The following is a 24,453-nucleotide window of genomic DNA, read 5'->3' as shown; positions in this document are numbered from 1 at the left end:
AGGTTCCGATGCATATTGCCCCCTATGACAACGAAAATCAGCCGATCATTGCGGCGGGCCATGCGCTGGTGCCGCTGGTCTATTTCAACATCATCAAACTGACGCGCGGGCAAAGCTTTGTCTCGCAGGTGGCGGGATATGAGACCTGCATCGTGCCCGCCACGGGGCGCATCCATGTGCAGGTGGGCGGCCAAGACTTTGGCCCGATCGGCAATCGCACGGCCAGCGTTTGGGATGCCGATCCCGAGGGCGTTTATGTCCCCACCGGCGCCGAGGCGGTGTTGATCTGCGACAGCGAACAGGCCGAGGTTTTTGTCGCAGGCGCGCTGACCGACGAGGTCTTTCCCGCCTTTGCAATTGTGGCAAGCGAGATTGATCCGGTGCAATACGGATCGGATGACACCAAGACCCATCGCAAGATCAAGCATATCCTTGGCACCAAATACCACGGGCGGGTCAGCCGTCTGCTGGTGTCAGAGCTTTACACCGTGGGGGCTGGCGGCTGGTCGGGGTTTCCCAGCCACAAGCATGACACCAACCGCCTGCCGCTCGAATCGCGCCATGACGAGGTCTATAACTTCCGCTTTAACCCGCCGCATGGCTCGGGCTTGCAGATGTTGCAGCGCGAAGATGGGCTGTCGGGCGATGCCTATCATCTGGTCGATGGCTCGACCATGGTGATTGACCGCGGCTATCATCCCTGCTGCGTGCTGCCGGGCTATGAGATGTATTACTTCACCATTCTGGCCGGAGAAACCCAGCGGTCCTTGGTGCAATATTTCCAGCCAAGCCACGCCGATCAGATCGAAACCATTCCGGGGATCAAGGATATGATCGCCAAGTTCAAATGACGCTGGCCACGCTGAGCGAGGTGTTGCGGCCCTGCCTGCGCGATGGCACGGCGGTGGCGGGGCTGGTGGTGCTGGGCTGGGAGGATGCGCGCGCCTTTGTCGCCGCCGCCGAAGCCGAGGCGCGACCGGTGATCTTGCAAGCAGGCCCCGGCTGTCGCGCGCATATGCCGCTGGAGGTTTTGGGCGCGATGTTTCGCAGTCTGGGGCAGGCTGCAAGCGTTCCGGTGGTGGCGCATCTGGATCACGGCGAAGATTTGGCGGTTTGCCTGCGCGCGATCGATGCGGGCTTTACCTCGGTGATGTATGACGGATCTGCCCTGCCTTTGGCGGAAAACATCGCCCGCACCGCCGAAATCGCCAAACGCGCGCAGGCGCAGGGGGTCTCGGTCGAGGCAGAGCTTGGCTATGTCGGCTATCATCAGGGCGCGGCCTCGGTTGGCACCAAGGCCGAAGAGGTGGCGCAGTTCTGGGCCGAAACGGGGGTAGATGCGCTGGCGGTTTCGGTTGGCAACAGCCATCTGATGACGCAAAGCGGTGCAGAGGTGGATTGGGCGCGCTTGGCCGCCATTCAGGCGGCGGCCCCCGATCTGGCCTTGGTGCTGCATGGCGGATCGGGGCTTGCGCCTGATCTGCGCCGCCAGATCGTGCGGCAAACATCTGTCTGCAAGGTCAATATCGGGACCGAGCTGCGCATGGCCTTTGGCCAAGCCCTGCGCGCGGCGGTTTTGCAAACCCCCGAACGCTTTGACCGCAATCAGCTGTTGTCCGAAACCATCGCGCCGCTGACCCTTGCCGCGCGAGCAGCTATGCGCAGCCTAAGTTAGGCGCGCACCTCTGCCAGCCTGCGGAAGGTTTCTGCAATGCCTGCGGCGTCGATATTGGCAAAGGCAATGCGGATCTGACGCGCGCCAGCGGCAGAGCCTTCGGGCTGAAACATCGTGCCCGGCAGCATCAACAGCCCGGCCTCGCGCACCAGCCGCTTGCACAGCGCGTCCGAGGCTTCGGCAAAGGGATGCTCGACATAGGCGAAATAGGCGCCACAGCCCAAAAGTTTCCAATCGGGCAGGGCGGCAAAGCCCGAAACCATCGCAGCCCGTCGCGCCAAAATCTCGGCCCGCTCGCCCGCCAGCCATTGGCTAAGGTTCTGCATGCCCCAAAGCGCTGCGATCTGGCCCAATTGGTTGGGACAGATCGCGACGCTGTCCAGAAACTTCTCGATCTGAAACAGCCGCGCGGGGCTGGCCACAACGGCGCCGACGCGGTGGCCGGTCAGCCGGTAGGCTTTGGAAAAGGAATAAAGCTGGATCAGCGTGTCGTCCCAATCGGGATCGGTGAACAGATCATGCGGCGCGCCGCTGCGGCTGTCAAAATCGCGGTAGGTTTCATCGACGATCAGCGCAAGGCCGCGCGCGCGGCACAGATCGCGGAAGGCGGCCAAGGTCTGCGAGGGATATTCCGCCCCACCGGGGTTGTTGGGCGAGACCAGAACAATCGCCCGCGTGCGCGGTGTGATCAGGGCGCGAGCGGCCTCTGCCTCGGGGATCAGACCAGCGCCTGCGGGCAGTGGCACGGTTTTGACGCCCTGCATATCAAGCCACATTTTATGGTTGAAATACCATGGCGTTGGCAAAATCACCTCGTCGCCCGCCGCAGCAAGTGTCGACATCACGGCGCAAAAGGCTTGGTTGCAGCCTTGGGTGATTGCGGTTTGGCTCTCTGTGACTTGGCCGCCATATTGCGCAGACCACTGCGCCGCAATCTCGGCGCGCAGCGCAGGCAGGCCCAGCACGGGGCCGTAAAGATGCGCCTCGGGATTGTTCACTGCGGCCTCGGCAATCGCTTGACGCAGCGCCAAGGGCGGCAGATCCACGGGGGCGGCTTGCGAGATATTGATCAGCGGGCGTTCGGGCGGAAAGCTGACGCCTGCCAACCAGCGCCGCGCCTCCATCACCGGAGGCGGAAAGGTGGCTGCCATATGCGGGTTAAGCGGCTGGGTCATGCGCGGTCCTTAGGCTTGGGCGATCCGGGCTTTCAGGGCTTTGTATTCCTGCCAGATCAATCCGATCATAAACAGATCGAAAAACGCCAAAAGCAAGAGCATAGGCGAGCCGGTGAGGTGAAATTCGTAAAGCTGATAGCTGACAAAGCCCGACAGCACCACCATGGCGGCAGGATAGGCCCAAAGCACCCGCAGCCAAAGCATCACCACCATCAAGACCTTAAGCCCGCCGTGGAACATGAGATAATAGGCGTAGAAATTCTGCGTGCTGAGCGGAAACTGCGAAATCGCGGTCTGCGTCCATTGCGCCATGGTGTCGGTCGAGTTTTCGGCAATCTCGTAATGGGTGATGAAATAGCGCAGGCGTGCGACCAGCGGATTGGGGGTCAGCAACAGGCCAAGGCCGGTGAGGGCCTCGGCGCTGGTTAGCACGGCCTTGATCGCGAGGCTCATCTCGAAGAGCCAATGCAAAATGCGCGCAAGCCCGATACGTGCTAGGGTTTTCATAAGCCTGGGTTCAGTCCTGTCCGCGGAAAGGTTGGACATATTGCAGCGCCATATCCCAAGGGAAGAAGATCCAAGTGTCTTGGCTGACCTCGGTGATATAGCTGTCGACCTGCGGTTTGCCCGATGGCTTTGCATATACAGTGGCAAAATGCGCGCGGGGGTAAAGTTTGCGCACAACTTCGAGAGTTTTGCCCGAATCGACCAGATCATCGACGATCAAGATGCCGCTGCCGTCGCCCATCAGCTCGGCCTGCGGTGATTTGATCACTTGGGCGGCGCCTTGGTTCTGGTGGTTGTAGCTTTTGATCGAAATGGTATCGACGGTGCGGATATCAAGCTCGCGCGCCACGATCATCGCAGGCACCAGCCCGCCGCGGGTGATGCCCACAACCGCGCGCCAAGCGCCGCCTTCTTCTGGTCCCTTGCCATCAAGCCGCCAAGCCAGCGCGCGGCTGTCGCGGTGCATTTGGTCCCAAGAGACATGGAAACCTTTTTCGTGCGGCAGGCGATCGGTCATGGCGGGTTCCTTTGTTTGGCGGCGCAGCGGGGGCCAGCCCCCGCACCCCCGGGATATTTAGGGACAGATGAAGGTCAGGTGACGGCGATTTTGACGCCCAAAAGCGCCAGCAGGCCGCCAAAGCTGCGGTCGATGGTGGATTTCAGGCCGATATAGGCGGCTTTGGAGCGGTGGAAGGAGAAGAGGCGGGCGACAAGGGTGTTCCAGATCGCCTCGTTCAGAAAGACCACCAGCAGCAGGGCGGCGATCACCCAAAGCGGGGTGGCTTTGGGCACGGTGCCGATGAAGATGGCCGAGAACAGCACGGCGGGTTTGGGGTTGGAGAGTTGGGTGACAAGACCAAGCCGGAAGGCCGAGGCCGCGCTGCGCGGGGTGCGGCTGGTGGCCGACATATCGAGCGGGGTGTCGGCTGTGCGCCACATGCCCCAAGCCATATGCATCAGGTAAAGCCCGCCTGCGATTTTCAGCGCCCAAAGCAGGGCAGGGGCGGCTTGGAACAAAACCGCGAGACCAAAGAGCGCGGCTGCGGCCCAGACCACGGCGCCTGCGCCGATGCCGATTGCCAGAAATGCGCCGGTGCGCAGGCCTTCCGTAACGCCGGTGCGCGCCGACATCAGCACGGCGGGGCCGGGGCTGATGGCTGCCATCAAATGCAGCAGTGCTACGGTCAGGAAGGCGGCAAGGGTCATTCTTTGCGGCCTGTGACCACATCAATATCGGGCGCATCAACGGCTTTCATACCGACGACATGATAGCCTGCATCGACGTGCAAATTCTCGCCCGTGGTGCCCGAGCCGAGATCAGAGAGCAGGTAAAGCGAGGCCTTGCCGACCTCTTCTTGCGTCACATTGCGGCGCAGGGGCGAGTTCAGCTCGTTCCACTTCATGATATAGCGGAAATCACCGATGCCGCTGGCGGCAAGGGTTTTGATCGGGCCTGCCGAGATCGCATTGACGCGGATGCCGTCTTTGCCAAGGTCTTCGGCCAGATATTTCACGCTTGCCTCGAGCCCGGCTTTGGCGATGCCCATGACGTTGTAATGCGGCATCACCTTTTCGGCGCCGTAATAGGTCAGCGTCAGCATCGATCCCCCCTCGGGCATCATCGCCGCCGCACGTTGGCAGACGGCGGTGAAGGAATAGATCGAGATATCCATCGTCATGCTGAAATTCGCGCGGCTGGTATCGACATAGCGGCCACGCAGCTCGTTTTTATCGGAAAAGCCGATGGCATGGACCAGAAAGTCGATCTTACCCCAGGTCTGTGCCAAATGTGCAAACAGCGCGTCGATGCTGTCATCCGAGGCGACATCGCATTCTACCATTTCGGACATGCCAATCGACTGGATCAGCGGCAGCACACGTTTCTTCAGCGCATCGCCTTGATATGAAAAGGCAATTTCCGCGCCTTGCGCAGCAAGGGCCTGGGCAATACCCCAAGCGATGGATTTGTCATTCGCAAGGCCCATGATCAGCCCGCGTTTTCCTGCCATAAGTCCGGTTGACATTCGCTCTTCCCCGCCCACCCTATTTCATCGAATAGCTGTGTAGGCGAAAGATTTGTCTGCATCAAGGCGCGCCGTGGGCGCAGAAGAGGGAACGATGGACAGAACGGGCATTTTTGCGGGCGATAACCCCTTTGAGATTGCGCGGCGCTGGCTGGGCGAGGCGGAAGTCAGCGAGGTCAACGACCCCAATGCGATTGCGCTGGCTTCGGTGGATGCCGATGGCTTGCCGAATGTGCGCATGGTGCTGTTAAAAGACATCGAACCTGCGGCTTTTGTATTTTACACCAATTATGGCTCTGCCAAAGGGCAGGAGCTGGACGCAAGCGGCAAGGCGGCTTTTGTGCTGCATTGGAAAAGCCTGCGGCGGCAGATCAGGGTGCGCGGATTGGTGACGCGCGAAGACGGCGAGGCGGCCGATCTCTACTATCAGTCGCGCAGTTTGACCTCGCGTTTGGGGGCTTGGGCGTCGGAACAATCGCGGCCTTTGGCCTCGCGGGGGAAATTGATGGCCGATGTCGCGGCGCTTGGGGTGAAATTTGGCACGAACCCACCGCGGCCGCCATTCTGGGGCGGATACCGCGTTACTCCTTTAGAGGTAGAGTTCTGGGCCGATGGAGCATACCGCTTACACGATAGATTTCGCTGGTCTCGGCAAGCTATTGAAAATGAATGGAATATTAAAAGGCTAAATCCCTGATTTTCACGAAGCGTGAAATAACACGCCAAAATTGGCGCGCCGTTTGGGGTTGCATCCATTAACCATTTGCCTGCATGACTATGGCTGTTAGGGGCTTAATCTGGGGAAATGGTCCTTTGATGACTGATGGGGAAATGGAACTGCAAACATTGCAGGGCCGTGTAAAATGGTTTGATCCTGCAAAGGGTTTTGGCTTTATCGTTTCGGAGGAACACTCTGGCGATATCCTTTTACACGCAAATGTGTTGCGCAATTTTGGACAGGGCTCGGTTGCCGATGGCGCGGGCATTTTGGTTAAGGTGCAACACACAGAACGCGGTGTGCAGGCGGTAGAAGTGCTGCGGATTGACCCGCCAGAAGGCAGCGTGCTGCCGCTTGGCGAGGAAGACCAGCTTGCGACACCCGAAGAGATTGCCGCTTTGGCGCTGGAACCTGCCCGCGTCAAATGGTTTGACAAGGGCAAGGGCTTTGGCTTTGCCAATGTTTTTGGTCGACCTGAAGACGTTTTCGTGCATGTTGAGGTGCTGCGGCATTCTGGATTTGCCGACCTCGATGCGGGCGAAGCGATTTGCCTGCGCATTGTCGAGGGCAAGCGGGGCCGCATGGCGGTGCAGGTGGTATCATGGGAAACGTCCGTTCGCAAATAGCTGCGATTTGGCTGATGATGATAAGTGCGGGGGCGGGCCAAGCGGCTTGCGCCCCTGATACGGTCGAGCTGCGCGGCCCAAGTGGTGTGCAGCGCTTTAGTGTAGAGGTCGCCGACACGGCGGCCACACGCTCTAAGGGTTTGATGCTGCGCAAGCACATGCCCAGTTCATCCGGAATGTTGTTCGTTTATCCCGATCCGACACATGCGGTGTTCTGGATGAAAAACACCCTGATTCCCCTTGATATGATCTTTGCTGATGCCTCGGGGCTGGTCACGCATGTGCATTCGGATGCAATCGTCGAAGACGAGACGCCGATTGATGGTGGTCGGGATGTTAAATTTGTGTTGGAAATCAATGCTGGATTGGCGAAACGGCTGGGAATTTCGGCAGGCGCACAGATGCGGTCAGATCAAATTGAAAAAACTTCTGCAATTTGGTCATGTTCTGTCGAGTAGCCCCTTTTCATTTCCGAAATGACGCAGTATCAGAGCCGCAGTCGGGGCGTAGCGCAGTCTGGTAGCGCGGCTGCTTTGGGAGCAGTAGGTCGAGAGTTCGAATCCCTCCGCCCCGACCAAAATCTCAAAAATCGTGATGATGACCTTGCACCCTCCGGGGGGCGGGTCATATTTGCGTTATGGGGGCAGCATTATGATCACGTTTGACAACAGCTATCTGCGCGAACTTCCGGGCAGCTATCTTCGGCTGGCGCCGGATGTGGCGCCTGATCCTAAAGTCTTGGTGCTGAACGCGGATTTGGCAGCAGAGCTGGGGCTTTCGGTCAGCGATGCGGCGGGGTGGTTTTCGGGGGCACGCCTGCCCGAGGGCGCGGATCCTGCGGCTTTGGCCTATGCGGGGCATCAGTTTGGCGGGTTTTCGCCGCAGTTGGGGGATGGGCGCGCGCATCTTTTGGGCGAATTTCTGGGGCCTGATGCGCGGCGCTGGGATCTGCAATTGAAAGGCTCGGGCCGCACGCCGTTTTCGCGCGGTGGCGATGGCAAGGCGGCTTTGGGGCCGATGCTGCGCGAATATCTGATTTCGGAAGCGATGGCGGCTTTGCGCATTCCCACCACCCGCAGTTTGGCGGTGGTGACGACGGGCGAGCGGATTTTGCGCGATCAGGGGCTGGTGACAGGGGCGGTGCTGGCGCGGGTTGCGGCAAGCCATATCCGCGTTGGCAGCTTTCAGTTCTTCTCGGCGCGCGGCGAGGTCGAAAAGCTGCGGGCTTTGATGCACTATACAATGGCGCGGCATTATCCGCAGGCCGAAGATCCTTTGGCGTTTTTCGCCGCCGTAGCCCAAGCGCAAGCGCGGCTGATCGCGCAGTGGATGGGTGTTGGCTTTGTGCATGGGGTGATGAACACCGACAATATGGCGCTTTCGGGCGAGACGATAGATTACGGCCCCTGCGCCTTTATGGAGGCCTATGCGCCGGGCACAGTGTTTTCCTCGATTGATCGGCAGGGGCGCTATGCCTATGCCAATCAGCCGCTGATTCTGGGATGGAATCTGGCGCGGCTGCTGGAAACGCTGCTGCCCTTTATTGATGCCGACCCCGAACGCGCGCTGGATCTGGCGAATGCCGCGCTTGAGGGCATTGCAGGCACTTACCGCGTCGCGTTTCTGGCGGTGATGCGCGAAAAGCTGGGCCTTGCGGGCGAGGCCGCGGGCGATGGCAGTTTGATCGACGATTTTCTGACTGCAATCGAGGGCGTGGACTGGACGCTGGCGCATCGGCGTTTGGCGGCGGCTGTGACGGATGAGGCGGGGTATCTGGCGCTGTTTGATAATAGGGCTGCTATCACGGCTTGGCTGCCGCGTTGGCGCGCGCGGCTGCGCGCGGATGCGGCAGAGGCACTGCTTGCGGTCAATCCGGCGGTGATTGCGCGCAATCATCTGGTCGAGGCGGCCTTACAGGCGGCAGAGGCGGGTGATTTGAGCGATTTCAACGCGCTTTTGGCCGCCGTGCGCAACCCCTTTGGGCCCGAGGCGGGGCGGGAGGGATTTGTTCTGCCCAGCCCCAAGGGCGCTGCTGACTATGTAACCTATTGCGGCACTTGATTAAGATTGACGGCGACCGGTCAGAGCGGCTTTACTGCTGCAATGAATGCACGTTCCGAAATCCATGACCGACTCGCCGCTTCACTGCGCGAGGCCCGTAAAGCCCGCGGGCTGAGTCTTGATGCTGTGGCCAAACTTTCGGGGGTTAGTCGCTCGATGGTCAGCCAGATTGAGCGGGCGGAAAGTTCGCCGACGGTGGCGACACTTTGGAACCTGACACAGGCCTTGCAGGTGGATTTCGCAGGGCTTTTGGAAGGGCGCGGCGATGTCGGCATTGAGGTGGTGCGCGCAGGGGCTGCCCCGGTGATTGGCGGGCGTGGCAAGGGCGTAAGCATTCGGATCTTATCGCCGGCCGAGGCGGTGGGCGATTACGAGGTTTATGATCTGCGCTTTGCTGCCGAAGGGGTCTTGGACAGTGAGCCCCATACCGCTGGCTGTCGCGAGCATCTGACGGTGATCGAGGGGCAGGTAAGGGTGGTCTCGGGCGAGGAGACGCAGGTCTTGGCGGTGGGCGATACCGCGCGCTACCGCGCCGATCGTAGCCATTTGATTGCCGCCGAGGGCGGCGCTGCGCGGGCTTTGCTGATTGTTCAGGACAGCTGAGGCGTAGGGCGGGGGCTGGCCCCCGCGCCCCCAGGATATTTTTACCAAGATGAAATCCGTAATATTGGAATTTATTCCGCTATATTGACATTTTTCAGGCAGGCGTAGGCTCCGCTAAACTGGAGGGTTTTCTGCTATGACAGATGTTGCGGGATTTCTGGCTGATGTGGGCGGGCGGTTGGCGGCGCTTGAGGCCGAGGGGCTTACAAAGCGCGAGCGGCTGATTGAAGGGGCGCAAGGCGCGCGGCTGCGGATTGGCGGGCGCGAGATGCTGAACCTTTGTGCCAATAATTACCTTGGCCTTGCGAATGATCCGCGGCTGGTCGCGGCGGCTGGGGCGGCGATGCAAAGCCATGGGTTTGGCATGGCCTCGGTACGGTTCATCTGCGGGACGCAGGATATTCACCGCAGTTTGGAAGCGCGGATTGCCGGGTTTTTGGGGATGCAGGATGCGATTCTGTTTGCGGCGTGCTTTGACGCCAATGGCGGCGTGTTCGAGGCCTTGTTGACCGAAGCCGATGCGGTTGTGTCCGATAGTCTGAACCATGCGTCGATCATTGACGGGGTGCGTTTGTGCAAGGCGGCACGCTACCGCTTTGCCAATAACAATATGGCCGATCTGGAGGCGCAATTGCAGGCGGCGCGGCAGGCGGGGGCGCGGTTTATCTTGATTGCGACGGATGGCGTGTTCTCGATGGATGGCACAGCGGCCGATCTGGCGGGGATCACCCAGCTGGCCGGGCGCTATGGCGCGGTGACATTGGTGGATGATTGTCATGCGACGGGGTTTGTCGGGCCGCAGGGGCGGGGTACTGCGGCGGCGGCGGGCGTGCGGGTGGATATTTTGACCGGCACCTTTGGCAAAGCGCTGGGTGGGGCCTTGGGCGGCTATATCGCTGGGCCGCAGCCGGTAATTGATCTTTTGCGCCAGCGCGCGCGGCCCTATCTGTTTTCCAATGCGCTGCCGCCTGCGGTGGTGGGGGCGGCGCTGGCGGCTTTCGATATTGTGGAGGGCGCTGATGATCTGCGCGCCAAGCTGGCGGAGAATGCCGCCTATTGGCGGGCGGGGCTGACGGCTTTGGGGTTTGATCTGCTGCCGGGCAGCCATCCGATTGTGCCGATTATGATTGGCGATGCCGTTTTGGCGCAAGCGTTTGCGCAGGCGCTGGACCGGCGCGGGATTATGGTCTCGGCCTTTTTCTTTCCGGTGGTGCCGCGGGGCGCGGCGCGGATCAGAACGCAGATGAGTGCGGGTTTGAGCCGTGCCGATCTGGATTTTGCCTTGGCAGCCTTTGCGGCGGCAGGCAAAGAACTGGGGGTTTTGGCATGAAAGCCTTGGTCAAGGCGCGGCCCCAACAAGGCTTATGGATGCAAGAGCGCAGCATTCCCGAGATCGGCGCCGAGGATGTGCTGATCCGCATCAAGAAAACCGGCATCTGTGGCACCGATATTCACATCTGGAATTGGGATGAATGGGCGGCGCGCACGGTGCCACTGGGGCTTATCACCGGCCATGAGTTTGCCGGCGAGATTGTCGAGATCGGCGCGCAGGTGACCGGGCTTGCCATTGGGCAGCGCTGTTCGGGCGAGGGGCATTTGATTGGCAAGCAAAGTCGGCAATCGCGGGCGGGCAAGTTTCATTTGGACCCTGCCACTCGCGGTATTGGTGTCAATGAGCCCGGCGCTTTTGCCGAATATCTGCGCCTGCCGGCCTTTAACGTCGTGGCTTTGCCCGACAGCATCGATGACGATATTGGCGCGATTTTGGACCCGTTGGGCAATGCGGTGCATACGGCGCTGTCGTTTGATCTGGTGGGCGAGGATGTGCTGATCACGGGCGCTGGGCCGATCGGGATCATGGCGGCTGCGGTGGCGCGGCATGTCGGCGCGCGCCATGTGGTGATCACCGATATCAACCCCGCGCGGCTGGCCTTGGCGGTCAAGGTCGCGGATGTGACGGCGGTGAATGTGGCACAAGAGGATCTGCGCGATGTGATGGCGCGGCTGAAGATTGTGCAGGGCTTTGATGTGGGCCTAGAGATGTCAGGCAATCAGGCAGCACTTGATCAGATGGTCGAGGCGCTGGTTATGGGCGGGCGCATTGCCATGCTGGGGATCGGCCCGGGCAAATCGGCGGTGGATTGGAGCCGGATCGTCTTTAAGGCGCTGACCATCAAAGGTGTTTACGGCCGCGAGATTTTCGAGACCTGGTATAAGATGATCGCGATGCTGGAAAACGGCTTGGATCTGCGCGGGGTGATCACGCACCGCTTTGGTGTCGACGAATACCAGAAGGGGTTCGAGGTGATGCGGGCTGGAGCCTCGGGCAAGGTGGTGCTGGACTGGAGCTAGGCTGCCGCCTGCCGCTGGCGCAGCAAACCCGTCAGGCCCGCGCGCAGCGGCGTCAGGGCCGCGACATGCGCCGCAAGACTGCCCGCGTCTTGGGCGTGAACAGCGTCTTGGCAGGCGCGCAGCTTGGCCGCAAGATCGACAAGCCCCAAGATCGCGGCCCCGCCTGCAACCTTATGCGCCTTTTGCCCGATTTCGGCGCTGGGGCCCTGCGGCAGAAGCGTGGTGATCTGGGCAATCGCCTCGTCAAGATCGGCAAGCAGGCGTTGGTATTGCACCGTCAGACGGTCGACCCCCAAGAGGTCTTCAAGCTCGGCGATAAGATTATGATCAATCTGCATTATCCAAGGACCTTTGCAAAAACCGTTTGATTTGAAACTGGCATCCTAGCGTCTTTCTTTTAAGGAGGTGTGACCCTGACGCAGTAAAGCCTACTTCTGCGGCAAGAAAAGCGGGGGGTCAACGCATGCCTTCAAGCTTTCAGCTTAGGCGGGGCGCAGCAAGCTGCCACCCCATGCGGGCAAAGATCGGCTTCTGCCGACTGCGACAAGCCTAGCAGAAAAGCCGGCTGCGCGTGCCATGCAGCGGCATATCCTTGCTATGCTTTGAGATATTTGACGCAGCGTCATGGGCCCCGCGCGCCGGCATTGCTGCTAGCTGCGCTCTTGAAATTGTTGATCGTAAAGCGCGCGGAACTTGCCGCCTTTGGCCAAAAGCGCATCCAGACTGCCCGATTCCTCGACACGACCGGCCTCGATGTAGCAGATCTGGTCGGCGCGCAGCACAGTCGAAAGCCGATGCGCGACCACGATGGTCGTCACCCCTGTCGTCACGCGTTCGAGCGCATCGCGGACCAAGGTTTCCGAATGGCTGTCCAGCGCGCTTGTGGCCTCATCCAGCAACAAGATCGGCGCGCGGCGCAGCACGGCGCGGGCAATCGCAAGGCGTTGACGCTGACCACCGGACAAAAACGCGCCATTCTCGCCGATTTGGGTTTGGTAGCCATTGGGCAATTGGCAAATGAATTCATCGGCATGGGCGACCTTTGCCGCTTCGATCACCTCGGCGTCGGTTGCGTCTTGGCGCGCCACTCGCAGGTTTTCGATGACATTGGCCGAAAACAAGAAGGTGTCTTGCCCGACATAGGCGACCGTGCGGCGCAGCGAGTCAAAGCTGGCCTTTTGAAGATCCAGCCCGTCGATGCTGACAGAGCCGCTGCTGGGGTCATAAAGCCGCAGCATCAGGTTCAACAGGGTGGATTTGCCGCCGCCCGAGGGGCCAACCAGCGCTGTGGTCTTGCCAGCAGGACAGTCGATGGTGATCTCATTCACCACTGAGGTGGCACCCGTATATGAAAACGACACCTTGTCCAGCCGCAGATGGCCCTTGCCCTCGGGGATAGCGACGGCATCATCGGCTTCGACCATGGTTTGCGGCGCGTCCAGCAGGGTGTACATCATCTGCACCCCGACCATGCCGCTTTCGATCGAAACCCGCATCCGCGACAAGCGCTTGGCAGGCTCATAGGCCATGATGAAGGCTGTGACAAAAGACATCAGCTGGCCAGGCGTGCCTGCCTCTTGGCCAAACAGATTGCTGCTGCTCAGAACCACCACCGCTCCGATGGCCACCCCTGTCAGCGTGTCCATCAAGGGCGAGGTGGCGCTTTCCAGGCGGATCATCTTGTTGGCGCGCGATTCGACCTGACGCACGGCGACATCCATGCGGTCGGCCATCACGCGATCCAGCGCAAAGGCCTTGATCACCCGCGCCCCAACCGAAGCTTCTTGCACCACGCGGATGATCTCGGCCATGCCCATCATCTCTTGCGCCATGATTGCGCGCACTTGCACCAGAATAAGCCGCACCCCAAACAGCGCAGCAGGCCCAATCACCAAACAAATCAGCGACAGCACCGGCTGCTGGTAGAACATCACAAAGATCAGGCCGAACAACGTCAGCAGATCGCGGACAAAGCCGGTAACGATAATATCAATCACACCGCGCGCCATCTGCGCGCTCTGCGTCACCTGCATCAAGACCATCGAGGATTCGGTGTTGTTGAAAAAACCGATGCTTTGCTTCAGCAGGCGGCGAAACAGCTCGCTTTGTTTCTCGGCCACGATGCGATTGCCTGCACGCGCCATCAGAACGGTTTGTGCAAATGACGACAAGCCCTTGATCATGAAGATCGCCACCACAGCACCCGCGACCAAAAACACCCGCAAACGGTCCTCGGGATGCGTCATCGCTTGCACGATTTCGCCCATGATCCAAGCCGAGAGCGCCGTCGAAACCGCCACCAGCACCATCGCTGTGATAGCGGCAAAGTAGCGGCCGCCGTTCTCCAGCAGGCTTTCTGAAAGCAAACGCCACAACAGGCTGCGCTTGGCGAAAGCGGCGCTCCACTTGGCCAATCTTGAAGGGATCAAAGTACTTCCTTTTCGCCACCCCGACCGAATATCGCCGCCGATGTGGCGCGACAAAGGTCGCAAATACAGAGCCGCGTCTTCGCATCCACGCGCGGGTTTGTCAATGTGACAGCCATGCCGCAGCGCCAAGACGCGGGGTTTCCGCCCAAGTCGGCGCAGAGGCGTGGCGATGCCTTGGCGCCCCAAAACTCTACTCGGGCCTCAGTCAATCGGCAGGCTGTGCCAAGACCGCCAAATCCCTGTGCTGAGACCTTCAGTCATGTCTATAAGCGGCTTTGGAACGCGGCTGCTCGAGCGCTTTGGGCCGTTGGCCATGTCAAGGCTGCCGGCCACCCAATCGCAACCCTGCATGATCTCTGCAACGGCTTGGTCCGCTGTGATAAGGGTTCAGATTTCTAAGCGTGGTTGCTGCATAAGTCTGGATATTTATGCCAAGATGAAAGCGTCAGAGTTTGGGCGCATAATCGGCGGGGTTTACGGTTTGGGGGCGGCTGTCCAGCATCAGGGCGCTGATGCGGGGGGCGGTTTGCGCGATGATTGTGCCGGATTTGATCACGGCAAGGCGCGCGGGTTTGAGCCGCAGGGCCTCGGCGGGAGATCTGGCTTGCAAGAGCACCAGATCGGCGGCGCAGCCGACATCAAGCCCGTAGTTTTCAAGCCCCATGGCGCGCGCGGAGTTGATGGTCAGCGCGTTGAAGATCGCAGTTTTGTCATCAAGACCGGCCATTTGCGCGACATGGATCGCCATATGGCCGACCTCGAGCATATCGCCAGAGCCCATCGAATACCAAGGGTCCATTACGCAATCATGGCCGAAAGCCACATTGATGCCAGCCGCCATCAGCTCGCGCACCCGCGTCATGCCGCGGCGTTTGGGATAGCTGTCGTGGCGGCCTTGCAGCATGATGTTGATCAGCGGATTGGGGATCACATGCATCTGTGCCTCGGCGATCAGTGGGATCAGCTTTGAGACATAGTAATTGTCCATCGAATGCATCGAGGTGAGATGCGAGCCTGCGACGCGGGTTTGCAGCCCGTGGCGGATGGTCTCGGCGGCCAAGGTTTCGATATGGCGCGACAGCGGATCATCGGTTTCGTCGCAATGCATGTCGACGGGCAGGCCGCGCTCGGCGGCAAGGCGGCAGAGCGCGCGCACCGAAGCCGTGCCTTCCTCCATCGTGCGTTCGAAATGTGGGATGCCGCCGACGATATCGACGCCCATATCCAGCGCGCGGGCAAGGCTTTGCACGCCGTGTTCGGCGCGGGTATAGCCGTCTTGCGGGAAGGCCACGAGTTGCAGCGTGAGATAGGGCGCGACGCGGCGTTTGACCTCGAGCATGGCTTCGACGGTGACAAGGCGCGGATCTGATGTGTCGACATGGGTGCGGATCGCGAGCAGGCCTTGGCTGACCGCCAGATCGCAATAGCGCAGCGCACGCTCGACCAGCGCGTCGATGGTTAGGGTCGGGCGCAGCTCGCCCCAGAGCGCGATGCCTTCAAGCAGGGTGCCCGAGCGGTTCATCCGTGGCAGGCCCAGCGAGAGCGTCGCATCCATGTGAAAATGCGGGTCCACAAAGGGCGGGGTGACAAGATAGCCTGCGGCGTCGATCTCTTGCCCGGCCTGCGCAGCAATTTTTGGCGCGACCGCAGCAATTTTGCCGGATTTCACTGCGATATCTTGGCCTTGGCGACCATCGGGCAGGTTGGCGTTGCGCAGGATTAGATCGAACATTGGCACCTCTGGCTGAGAAAATTGCTGCGCAGCATTTGTGCTGCAACGCCGATGGCGATGGCTTGGGGGGCTTTGCCCAAGGCGGGGTCGCCTATGGGGCAGAGGATGCGGGATACCGCCTGCGGGCTGTGGCCAAGCGCTGCCAAGCGGCTGCGAAAGCGCGCGGCTTTGCTTGCCGATCCGATCAGGCCGCAAAAGCCAAAGCCGTGATGCAGCAGGCGGTGGCAAAGCTCTAGATCCAGCGCGTGCGAATAGGTGACGATCAGATGCTCGGCCGTTTGCGGCGCAAGCGTCACCGCGCATTCAGGCGCGGGTACGGGCAGGATGCGGCTTGGCGGCGGCGCATCCGGAAAGCGCTCGGCCGCAACATCAACCCATGTCAGCGCAAGCTGCGGCAGCGGGGACAAAACCTCGGCCAGTGCGCGGCCAACATGGCCGGCCCCCCAGATCCAGATCTGGCGCTGTGGTGTGCTGATCGGCTCGATCAGCCAGCCTTGCAGCACCTGTGTGGCGGGCAGGCTGCCGCTGTTGCGGGCCCTTGCCAGCAAGCGCTTGACGCCAAGCGGCATCGGCGCGCCCGCCAGAGCGCGGGCGACAAGTGGGCCCTGTGGCAGGCTGTCTGCGCTGTAAACTTCGGTCAAAAGCGAGACCGCGCCGCCGCAGCACTGGCCAATATTGGGCCCAAGCGCCGTGGTTTCAAAATGCCGCCCGCCTCCCTTGGCCAGCATCGCCCGCGCGCGCTGCATCGCCTGCCATTCCAGCGCGCCGCCGCCGATGCTGCCCGATTGCCCATCGGCCCAGACCAGCATCGCAGCCCCAAGCTCGCGCGGCGACGAGCCCTTAAACCCTGCGATCACAATCCGCGCCACAGGGCCACGCGCGGTGGCCGCACGCAGGGCCGCCAGATCAAACATGGCGCTGCTTTTGCACGGCGGCTAAAATGCGCTCGGGCGTGGCGGGGGCATCCAGATCGGGATAGCGGCTGGCGTCGCCAGAGGCGGCAATCGCATCCGACAGCGCATAAAACACCGCGATGCCAAGGTTAAAGGGCGGCTCGCCCACGGCTTTTGATTTGCCGACGGTATCCTCGCGGTTGGGCTGATCGTAAAGGCTCACATTGAACACCGCAGGCCGGTCCGAACAGGCGGGGATCTTATAGGTGCTGGGCGCATGGGTCAAAAGCCCGCCCTTGGCATCCCAGACCAATTCCTCAGTGGTCAGCCAGCCCGCCCCCTGCACGAAAGCCCCCTCGATCTGGCCAATATCCAGCGCAGGGTTCATCGAACTGCCGGTGTCATGCAAAATATCCGCCCGCAAAATCCGGTTCTCGCCGGTCAGCGTGTCGATCACCACCTCGGCCACCGCCGCACCATAGGCGAAATACAAAAACGGCCGCCCCCGCCCGCGCAAACGGTCCCAAGTGATCTTGGGCGTGGCGTAAAACCCGGTCGATGACAGCGAAATCCGCGCCTGATAGGCCCAAGCCGCTACTTGCGCAAAGCCAAAGACCTCACCCGCCACCCGCACCTCGCCATCCGCAAAGCGCACGCTCGCAGGCTCCACCCCATGCTTGCCGGCCAGAAACGCCGCCATGCGGTCGCGAATGATCTCACAAGCCTGCTGCGCCGCCATCCCGTTCATATCCGACCCAGAAGAGGCCGCCGTGGCCGAGGTATTGGGCACTTTGCCGGTATCTGTGGCCGTGATCTTCACCGCCTCCATTCCCACCCCAAAAACCGAAGCCGCCACCTGCGCGATCTTTTGGTTCAAACCCTGACCCATCTCGGTGCCGCCATGGTTCAGATGGATCGAGCCGTCTTGATAAACATGCACCAAAGCCCCGGCCTGGTTCAGCCAAGTGAGGGTAAAGGAAATCCCAAACTTCACCGGCACCAAGGCCAAACCGCGCTTCAAAATCGGGCTTGCCGCATTCCAATCCGCCACCGCCTGCCGCCGCGCCTGATACCCCGACAGGGCCTCCAGCTTTGCCGTCAGATCATGGCCGATAAAATCCTCCACCTCCATGAAATAGGGCGTGGTCTGGGCTTTCATCTTGGCCAAAATATCCCCGCCGGAGGCTTCAGACGCCGCCTCCCTCTCGCGGTAAAAATTCTGTCGCCGCAGTGCCAAGGGTTCGATCCCCAGCACAAAGGCCGCGTGATCCATCACCCGCTCAATCCCGATCAGCCCCTGCGGGCCGCCAAAACCGCGATAGGCGGTGGCGCTTTGGGTATTGGTTTTCAGCCGGTGGCTTTCAATGCGGATATCGGGCAGATGATAGCAATTGTCGGCATGCAGCATCGCACGGTCCGCCACCGCAAGGCTTAGATCCTGCGCCCAGCCGCAGCGGATCAGATGGGTGAAGGCAACCCCCAAAATCCGACCCGAGGCATCAACCCCGGCGCGATAGCTTATGCGCAAATCGTGGCGCTTGCCGGTGATGATCATATCATCATCGCGGTCATAGCGCATTTTGCAGGCCCGTCCGGTGGCCTTGGCCGCCATGGCGCAAGCGATGGCCAGCGCATTGCCTTGGCTTTCCTTGCCGCCAAAGCCGCCGCCCATGCGGCGGGTCTCGACGCGGACATCGGCCATGTTCAGATGCAAAGCATGCGCGACCTTGTGCTGAATTTCGGTTGGATGCTGGGTTGAAGACAGCACATGCATGCCGTCTTCCAGCGGGATCGCCGCCGCAATCTGGCCTTCAAGATAAAAATGCTCTTGGCCGCCAACCTCAAAGCTGCCCTCAATCTGATGGGGGGCTGCCTCGATCGCACGGACGGCGTCGCCCTTGGCCCAGATCACCGGGCCGGATTCAAAGCGGGAATTGGCCGCCAATGCTTGGTCTATCGTCAAAAGCGCGGGCAGTTCGGCATAGCTGATCTTGCCCAGACGCGCGGCGCGGCGGGCCTGCAGATGGGTTTCGGCCACCACCAAAAACACCGGCTGGCCGCTGTAATGCACGGTTTCCACCGCCAAAAGCGGTTCGTCCTGCGAGGCCGGGCTGCAATCGGGCATATCGGGCCAGTCTTCGGCGCTGAACACCGCAACCACACCAGGGGCCGCGCGCACGGCCGCCAGATCCAGCGCGGTGATGCGGCCATGGGCGCAGCTTGACAGACCAAAAGCCAGATGCAGCGCCCCTGCGGGCAAGGGGATGTCATCCAGATAGCGCGCAGCCCCTGTCACATGCAGGGGGGCGGAATCATGGGGAAGCGATTTGCCAAGGCTCATGGTGCCACCTCCAAAACCGAAACGGGGGTGCCGTTTAGGTCGTGGAAATAGCGCAGCGCCAGATTTTGCGCCGCTTGCAGCCGGTAGCCGGCCGAGGCGCGCATGTCTGAAAGCGGCTGGAAATCGTCGGCAAGCGCGGGCAGGGCGGCAGAGATGCTCGCAAGGCTCCAGCTGTGGCCGATCAGGGCGGCCTCAAAGCCGCTGGCGCGTTTGGGCGTGCCTGCCATGCCACCAAAGGCCACGCGGGCAGCGGTGATCTGACCGTCGGCGCAGGTCAGATTGAACGCCCCCAGCACCGCCGAGATATCTTGGTCAAAGCGTTTGCTGAGTTTGTAGCAGCGCAGCGCAGGCGCGGCCTCTGGGATCGAAATCCCTGCGACGAATTCCGAAGCTTTGCGGTCTTGTTTGCGGTAGGCGAGGAAGAAATCCTCGAGTGGCAGGCTGCGCAGATCGTCGCCGCAGCGCAGATGCAAGGTCGCACCCATCGCGATCAGCGCGGGCGGCGCGTCGCCAATCGGCGAGCCATTGGCGATATTGCCGCCAATGGTGGCAGCATTGCGCACCTGTTCGCTGGCATAGCGGCGCAGCAATTCGGCAAAGCTGGGGTGGCTGTGTTGTAAGGTGCTGCGCAAGGTCGCGATGGTGACGCCCGCGCCGATGTGGATTTGGCCGCCGCCGCGTTCGATCTGTTGCAGATCGCGCATCTGGCCCAGAAACACCGGCTTTGGCAGATCGCGCAGGCCTTTGGTGACCCAGAGCCCGACATCGGTGGCGCCGGCAATCAGGGTGGCATCGGGGTTTTGCAGATACCAAGTGGCGAAGTCATCGCTGTTATCGGGGCAATAGGCGCCCGCGACCTGTGGCGCGGGGAGGCTGTCTGCCTCCCCGGACCCCTCCGAGGATATTTGTGCCAAGATGAAAGCGTCTTGGGTCATTTGGGCGGGGATTGGGCTGGTTTCGGCGGCTTGGGCGGCGCGGATGATCGGGGCGTAGCCGGTGCAGCGGCAGAGGTTGCCTGCAAGCACGGTGTCGTGATCTGTGCGCCCTGTGGCATGGGCCACGGCCATTGAGACGATGAAGCCGGGGGTGCAAAAGCCGCATTGGCTGCCGTGGTGGTCGACCATGGCCGATTGCACCGGATGCGGGGTGCCGTCGGGGGCGGCGAGGCCTTCGACGGTGCGCACGGCTTTGCCCTGCAGTTGTGGCAGGAACAAGATGCAGGCGTTGAGCGCGCGGGGGCCGTTTTCGTCGGTGACCATGACGGTGCAGGCACCGCAATCGCCTTCATTGCAGCCCTCTTTGGTGCCGTTGAGAGCCTTGGTTTCGCGCAGGAAATCAAGAAGCGTCCGCGTTGGGGGCTGACCCTCAAGGCGGAGCGGCGTTCCATTCAGGAGAAACGCGACTTCGGTCATGGTATATCCTGCCGCGGTCTTTTCGGGTGGCCTTTTGCGCGCCCGCCCGATGCGGCGTAAAGCGGGTCGCGCGGCCTTTCGGGCAGATCTGCCCTTGCAAGGTATCAAAGCCGAGGTCTGGGGCTTTGGCAAGGCCTTTCCCCTGCCGCGCGGCTTCGATAGGTTGGCGGGATGACCCAGACCCGATTCATCCATTTGCGCACCCATACCGAGCATTCCTTGTTGGAGGGGGCCGTGCCTGTAAAGGCGCTGATCAAGCTTTGTGGCAAGCATGCGATGCCTGCGGTGGCGGTGACCGACACCAACAACATGTTCGCGGCCCTGGAGTTTTCGGTCTATGCCAAAGACGCGGGCGTGCAGCCGATTGTCGGCTGTCAGGTCTCGGTTGCCTATGATCCGCCTGCCCCCGGCGAGAAGCCGCGCGCGCCTGCGCCCATCGTGCTGCTGGCGCAGAGCGAGGCGGGCTATATGAACCTGATGAAGCTGAACTCTTGTCTTTACATCGACAAGGGCGGGGCTTTGCCGCAGGTGACGCTGGCTGAGTTAGAGCAATATGCGGGCGGTCTTATCTGTTTGACCGGCGGGGCCGAGGGGCCTTTGGGGCGGCTGATCCAAGGCGGGCAGGTGCCAAAGGCGCAGGCGCTGTTAGAGCGGTTGGCCGCCTGTTACGGCGACCGGCTTTACGTCGAATTGCAGCGCCACCCCGGCGAGGGCGGCCGGCTGACCGATGGCGAGGCAGGCACCGAGCGCTGGTTTGTCGAGCAGGCCTATGCGCTGGGTCTGCCTTTGGTTGCCACCAATGACGTCTATTTCCCTGACCCCAAGATGTATCAGGCCCATGACGCGCTGATCTGCATTGCCGAAGGCGCCTATGTTGACCAACAACAACCGCGCAGGCGTTTGACTCCGCAGCATTATTTCAAGACCGAAGCCGAGATGGTGACGCTGTTCGCCGATCTGCCCGAGGCGATTGAGAACACCGTGGAAATCGCGCAGCGCTGCGCCTTTGCCGCCTTTAAGCGCAAGCCGATCTTGCCGAAATTTGCCGATGACGAGGTCAACGAGCTACGCCGTCAGGCCAATGAGGGGCTGCAAAACCGGCTTAAAATCATCCCGCATGCGGTGACACCCGAAGACTACCAAGCGCGGCTGGATTTCGAGCTTGGGATCATCGAAAAGATGGGCTTTCCGGGCTATTTCCTGATCGTGGCCGATTTTATCAAATGGGCCAAGGATCATGGCATTCCGGTCGGGCCGGGGCGGGGCTCGGGGGCGGGCAGTTTGGTGGCCTATGCGCTGACGATCACCGACCTTGACCCCTTGCGCTATGCCCTGCTGTTCGAGCGGTTCTTGAACCCCGAACGGGTATCGATGCCCGACTTTGACATCGACTTTTGCATGGACCGCCGCGAAGAGGTGATCCGCTATGTGCAAGAGAAATACGGCCGTGACAAAGTTGGCCAGATCATCACCTTTGGCGCGCTTTTGTCCAAGGCGGCGGTGCGCGATGTTGGCCGCGTGTTGCAAATGTCTTATGGGCAGGTCGATCGTCTGTCCAAGATGATTCCGGTTGAAGGTGTGAAACCTGTCAGCATCACCAAGGCCTTGGCCGATGAGCCGCGCCTGCGAGAGGCCGCCAAGGAAGAGGTCGTGGCCCGGCTTTTGGACTATGGCGCGCAGATCGAAGGACTTTACCGCAACGCCTCGACCCATGCTGCGGGCGTGGTGATTGGCGACCGCCCGCTGGACGAGCTGGTGCCTTTGTATCAAGATCCGCGCTCGGATATGCCCGCGACGCAGTTCAATATGAAATGGGTCGAACAGGCCGGTCTGGTCAAGTTCGACTTTTTGGGTCTGAAGACGCTGACGGTCATTCAAAACGCGATTGATCTGTTGAAACTGCGCGGCGTTGATCTTGATATCAGCCTGATCCCGCTGGACGACAAACCCACCTACGAGCTTTATGCGGCGGCAAAAACCGTGGCGGTGTTTCAGGTGGAATCCAGCGGCATGATGGATGCGCTGCGGCGGATGAAGCCGACCTGTATCGAAGATATCGTGGCGCTGGTCGCCCTGTATCGTCCCGGCCCGATGGAGAATATCCCCACCTATTGCGAGGTGAAAAACGGGCTGAAGGATCTGGAATCGATCCATCCGACGATTGACCATATCCTGGCCGAAACCCAAGGCATTATCGTTTACCAAGAACAGGTGATGCAGATCGCCCAGGTCATGGCGGGCTATAGCCTGGGCGGCGCCGATCTTTTGCGCCGCGCGATGGGCAAAAAGATCGCAGAGGAAATGGCCAAGGAACGCCCGAAATTCGTCGAAGGCGCCAAGGCCACCCATAATGTCGATGCGAAAAAGGCAGGCGAAGTCTTCGATCTGCTGGAAAAATTCGCCAACTACGGCTTTAACAAATCCCACGCCGCCGCCTATGCCGTGGTCAGCTATCAAACCGGCTATCTCAAGGCGAATTATCCGGTCGAATTCATGGCCGGCGTGATGAATTGCGATATGCATCTGACCGACAAACTGGCGGTCTATAAGCGCGAGATCGGCAAGCTTGGCATCAAGACCATAGCACCTTGCGTCAATGCCAGCCTTGCCAGCTTTACCGTGCGCGAGGGCGCCGTGGTCTATGCGCTGGGCGCGCTCAAAGGCGTCGGGGTCGAGGCGATGGGGCTGATCGTCTCGGCGCGCGGCGACAAGGCCTTCGCCACCCTGTTCGATTTCGCCCGCCGCGTTGATATGAAACGCGTCGGCAAACGCCCGCTGGAAATGCTGGCGCGCGCCGGTGCCTTCGATCAGCTCGACCCCAACCGCGCCCGGGTCTTCGAGGCGCTCGACAGTCTGGTTGCCTATTCCGCCGCCATCCACGAGGCGAAATCCTCCAACCAAGTCAGCCTCTTTGGCGAGGCTGGCGCTGATATCCCCGAACCCCGCCTGCCGTTCCGCGACGATTGGCAGCCCGTCGAACGGCTGACCCAAGAACATCTGGCCATCGGCTTTTACCTCTCGGGCCACCCGCTCGACGACTATATGGGCCCGCTGAAACGCCGCGATGTCAAAACCCTGACCGAACTTACCCAACTGGCCGAACGCGGCCCGCTGATTGCGAAACTGGCCGGCGCCGTCTCGTCAAAACAAGAACGCAAATCGGCCAAGGGCAACCGCTTTGCCTTCGTGCAACTCTCTGATCCAACAGGGCTTTACGAGGTGACGGTGTTCTCAGACACCCTTGAGGCCGCCCGCGATCTGCTGGAACCGGGCAAGAATGTCGTGCTCACCGTCAAGGCCGAACTCGAAGGCGATACGCTGAAACTGCTGGCCAATGCCGTGCAACCCATCGACCAGGTCGCCGATGCCGCAGGTGCGCAGGCCCTGCGCATCCACCTCAACCAAGCCTCTGCCGCCACCTCAATCGCAAGCCTGCTCGCCACAGTTCAAGGCCGCAACCGCGCGCAAATCACCCTGTGCATCGCCGACGATCAGGGCCGCGAGATCGACCTTGCCCTGCCAACCCCCTATCCCGTCACCGCCCAGATCAAAGGCGCTCTCAAAGCCATGCAAGGCGTCGTCATGGTCGAAGAAGTCTAACCCCACCCCAAACCGCTTTCATCTTGGCGCAAATATCCTCAGGGGGTGAGCGCGCCAGCGCGAGGGGGCGCGAGCGCCCCCTGCCTCTGCCTCAAGCCGGCCTCACCAATGCGGCGGCCGCTGGTCTGCCAGCGGGATCGAGCCTGTGCCGTCACTCTCGCGCTCTGCCTCGCGCTGGGCCAGCACTTGGGCGACGCGGGTCAGCCGGTCAATTTCGCTGGCATGGCGCGCCACCACATCCGACAAATCCTCCACCGCACGGGTCAGATGCGCGATGCGTTCTTCTAACTGCTGAGTCATCTTGC

At 61.1% G+C, this 24,453-nt stretch carries 23 protein-coding genes and 1 tRNA gene; 12 read left to right on the top strand and 12 right to left on the bottom strand.

Annotation, left to right across the window (positions count from 1 at the left end; genetic code table 11):
- The first annotated feature begins 8 nt into the window (after positions 1 to 8).
- Positions 9 to 851, top strand: coding sequence for a 5-deoxy-glucuronate isomerase (locus V7Q10_RS02710; RefSeq protein ID WP_333867502.1), 843 nt, complete (start codon positions 9 to 11; stop codon positions 849 to 851).
- Positions 848 to 1,675, top strand: coding sequence for a class II fructose-bisphosphate aldolase (locus tag V7Q10_RS02705; RefSeq protein ID WP_333867501.1), 828 nt, complete (start codon positions 848 to 850; stop codon positions 1,673 to 1,675). Before V7Q10_RS02710 ends, V7Q10_RS02705 begins: the two co-directional genes overlap by 4 nt.
- Here the strand turns inward: V7Q10_RS02705 and V7Q10_RS02700 are convergent.
- The 5 genes from V7Q10_RS02700 to fabI form a co-directional block, all read right to left on the bottom strand.
- Positions 1,672 to 2,850 carry an aminotransferase gene (locus V7Q10_RS02700; protein ID WP_333867500.1) on the bottom strand — a complete coding sequence of 393 codons (1,179 nt, stop codon included), beginning with the start codon at positions 2,848 to 2,850 and terminating at the stop codon, positions 1,672 to 1,674. The two genes, V7Q10_RS02705 and V7Q10_RS02700, sit on opposite strands and share 4 nt — an antisense overlap.
- Before the next feature lie 9 nt (positions 2,851 to 2,859).
- A complete protein-coding gene (locus V7Q10_RS02695; protein ID WP_333867499.1) occupies positions 2,860 to 3,357 on the bottom strand; it encodes a DUF2127 domain-containing protein in 498 nt (165 codons plus the stop codon).
- A gap of 10 nt (positions 3,358 to 3,367) precedes the next feature.
- A complete protein-coding gene (gpt, locus tag V7Q10_RS02690) occupies positions 3,368 to 3,874 on the bottom strand; it encodes a xanthine phosphoribosyltransferase (protein WP_333867498.1) in 507 nt (168 codons plus the stop codon).
- Positions 3,875 to 3,948: 74 nt separating this feature from the next.
- The gene (locus V7Q10_RS02685; protein ID WP_333867497.1) at positions 3,949 to 4,563 is read right to left on the bottom strand and encodes a LysE family translocator; all 615 of its coding nucleotides are present in this window, start codon (positions 4,561 to 4,563) and stop codon (positions 3,949 to 3,951) included.
- Positions 4,560 to 5,381, bottom strand: a complete 822-nt coding sequence (fabI, locus tag V7Q10_RS02680) for an enoyl-ACP reductase FabI (protein WP_333867496.1) — start codon at positions 5,379 to 5,381, stop codon at positions 4,560 to 4,562. Before fabI ends, V7Q10_RS02685 begins: the two co-directional genes overlap by 4 nt.
- A 94-nt stretch (positions 5,382 to 5,475) precedes the next feature.
- On the opposite strand from fabI, the gene pdxH reads away from it, so the two are divergent.
- The 8 genes from pdxH (at position 5,476) to tdh (ending at position 11,741) form a co-directional block, all read left to right on the top strand.
- Entirely contained in the window at positions 5,476 to 6,078 is a 603-nt protein-coding gene (gene pdxH, locus V7Q10_RS02675) for a pyridoxamine 5'-phosphate oxidase (protein WP_333867495.1), read from the top strand.
- Positions 6,079 to 6,197: 119 nt separating this feature from the next.
- Positions 6,198 to 6,725 carry a cold-shock protein gene (locus V7Q10_RS02670; RefSeq protein WP_333867494.1) on the top strand — a complete coding sequence of 176 codons (528 nt, stop codon included), beginning with the start codon at positions 6,198 to 6,200 and terminating at the stop codon, positions 6,723 to 6,725.
- Entirely contained in the window at positions 6,701 to 7,183 is a 483-nt protein-coding gene (locus V7Q10_RS02665; protein ID WP_333867493.1) for a DUF192 domain-containing protein, read from the top strand. The genes V7Q10_RS02670 and V7Q10_RS02665 overlap by 25 nt, the downstream gene beginning before the upstream one ends.
- Before the next feature lie 42 nt (positions 7,184 to 7,225).
- A tRNA-Pro gene (locus V7Q10_RS02660) sits at positions 7,226 to 7,302 on the top strand.
- A gap of 71 nt (positions 7,303 to 7,373) precedes the next feature.
- Entirely contained in the window at positions 7,374 to 8,786 is a 1,413-nt protein-coding gene (locus V7Q10_RS02655; RefSeq protein WP_333867545.1) for a protein adenylyltransferase SelO, read from the top strand.
- Positions 8,787 to 8,828: 42 nt separating this feature from the next.
- Positions 8,829 to 9,389, top strand: coding sequence for a helix-turn-helix domain-containing protein (locus V7Q10_RS02650; protein WP_333867492.1), 561 nt, complete (start codon positions 8,829 to 8,831; stop codon positions 9,387 to 9,389).
- Positions 9,390 to 9,525: 136 nt separating this feature from the next.
- Positions 9,526 to 10,719 carry a glycine C-acetyltransferase gene (locus tag V7Q10_RS02645; protein ID WP_333867491.1) on the top strand — a complete coding sequence of 398 codons (1,194 nt, stop codon included), beginning with the start codon at positions 9,526 to 9,528 and terminating at the stop codon, positions 10,717 to 10,719.
- Positions 10,716 to 11,741 (top strand): L-threonine 3-dehydrogenase, encoded by a 1,026-nt coding sequence (gene tdh / locus V7Q10_RS02640; protein ID WP_333867490.1) that lies wholly within the window; start codon positions 10,716 to 10,718, stop codon positions 11,739 to 11,741. Before V7Q10_RS02645 ends, tdh begins: the two co-directional genes overlap by 4 nt.
- Here the strand turns inward: tdh and V7Q10_RS02635 are convergent.
- The 6 genes from V7Q10_RS02635 to xdhA all read right to left on the bottom strand — a co-directional run bounded on the left by V7Q10_RS02635 (position 11,738) and on the right by xdhA (position 20,548).
- Positions 11,738 to 12,079, bottom strand: coding sequence for an Hpt domain-containing protein (locus V7Q10_RS02635; protein ID WP_333867489.1), 342 nt, complete (start codon positions 12,077 to 12,079; stop codon positions 11,738 to 11,740). The two genes, tdh and V7Q10_RS02635, sit on opposite strands and share 4 nt — an antisense overlap.
- A gap of 312 nt (positions 12,080 to 12,391) precedes the next feature.
- The gene (locus tag V7Q10_RS02630) at positions 12,392 to 14,170 is read right to left on the bottom strand and encodes an ABC transporter ATP-binding protein (protein WP_333867488.1); all 1,779 of its coding nucleotides are present in this window, start codon (positions 14,168 to 14,170) and stop codon (positions 12,392 to 12,394) included.
- Positions 14,171 to 14,615: 445 nt separating this feature from the next.
- Positions 14,616 to 15,902: an amidohydrolase family protein gene (locus V7Q10_RS02625; RefSeq protein WP_333867487.1), complete on the bottom strand. Its 1,287-nt coding sequence runs from the start codon at positions 15,900 to 15,902 to the stop codon at positions 14,616 to 14,618.
- Positions 15,890 to 16,816: a xanthine dehydrogenase accessory protein XdhC gene (gene xdhC / locus V7Q10_RS02620; protein WP_333867486.1), complete on the bottom strand. Its 927-nt coding sequence runs from the start codon at positions 16,814 to 16,816 to the stop codon at positions 15,890 to 15,892. Before xdhC ends, V7Q10_RS02625 begins: the two co-directional genes overlap by 13 nt.
- A complete protein-coding gene (gene xdhB, locus V7Q10_RS02615) occupies positions 16,809 to 19,136 on the bottom strand; it encodes a xanthine dehydrogenase molybdopterin binding subunit (RefSeq protein ID WP_333867485.1) in 2,328 nt (775 codons plus the stop codon). Before xdhB ends, xdhC begins: the two co-directional genes overlap by 8 nt.
- Positions 19,133 to 20,548 (bottom strand): xanthine dehydrogenase small subunit, encoded by a 1,416-nt coding sequence (gene xdhA / locus V7Q10_RS02610; protein ID WP_333867484.1) that lies wholly within the window; start codon positions 20,546 to 20,548, stop codon positions 19,133 to 19,135. The genes xdhB and xdhA overlap by 4 nt, the downstream gene beginning before the upstream one ends.
- On the opposite strand from xdhA, the gene V7Q10_RS02605 reads away from it, so the two are divergent.
- Positions 20,547 to 20,723: a hypothetical protein gene (locus V7Q10_RS02605; protein WP_333867483.1), complete on the top strand. Its 177-nt coding sequence runs from the start codon at positions 20,547 to 20,549 to the stop codon at positions 20,721 to 20,723. The genes xdhA and V7Q10_RS02605 overlap by 2 nt on opposite strands.
- The gene (gene dnaE / locus V7Q10_RS02600) at positions 20,720 to 24,148 is read left to right on the top strand and encodes a DNA polymerase III subunit alpha (RefSeq protein ID WP_333867482.1); all 3,429 of its coding nucleotides are present in this window, start codon (positions 20,720 to 20,722) and stop codon (positions 24,146 to 24,148) included. Before V7Q10_RS02605 ends, dnaE begins: the two co-directional genes overlap by 4 nt.
- A gap of 102 nt (positions 24,149 to 24,250) precedes the next feature.
- Here the strand turns inward: dnaE and V7Q10_RS02595 are convergent, their stop codons facing one another.
- The gene (locus V7Q10_RS02595) at positions 24,251 to 24,448 is read right to left on the bottom strand and encodes a SlyX family protein (protein WP_333867481.1); all 198 of its coding nucleotides are present in this window, start codon (positions 24,446 to 24,448) and stop codon (positions 24,251 to 24,253) included.
- Between the last annotated feature and the right edge of the window lie 5 nt (positions 24,449 to 24,453).

This window comes from Cypionkella sp., from assembly GCF_036782355.1.
GTDB lineage: Bacteria > Pseudomonadota > Alphaproteobacteria > Rhodobacterales > Rhodobacteraceae > Cypionkella.
Note: the sequence above shows the minus strand (reverse complement) of the source record. Positions and strands in the feature narration are given on the sequence as shown.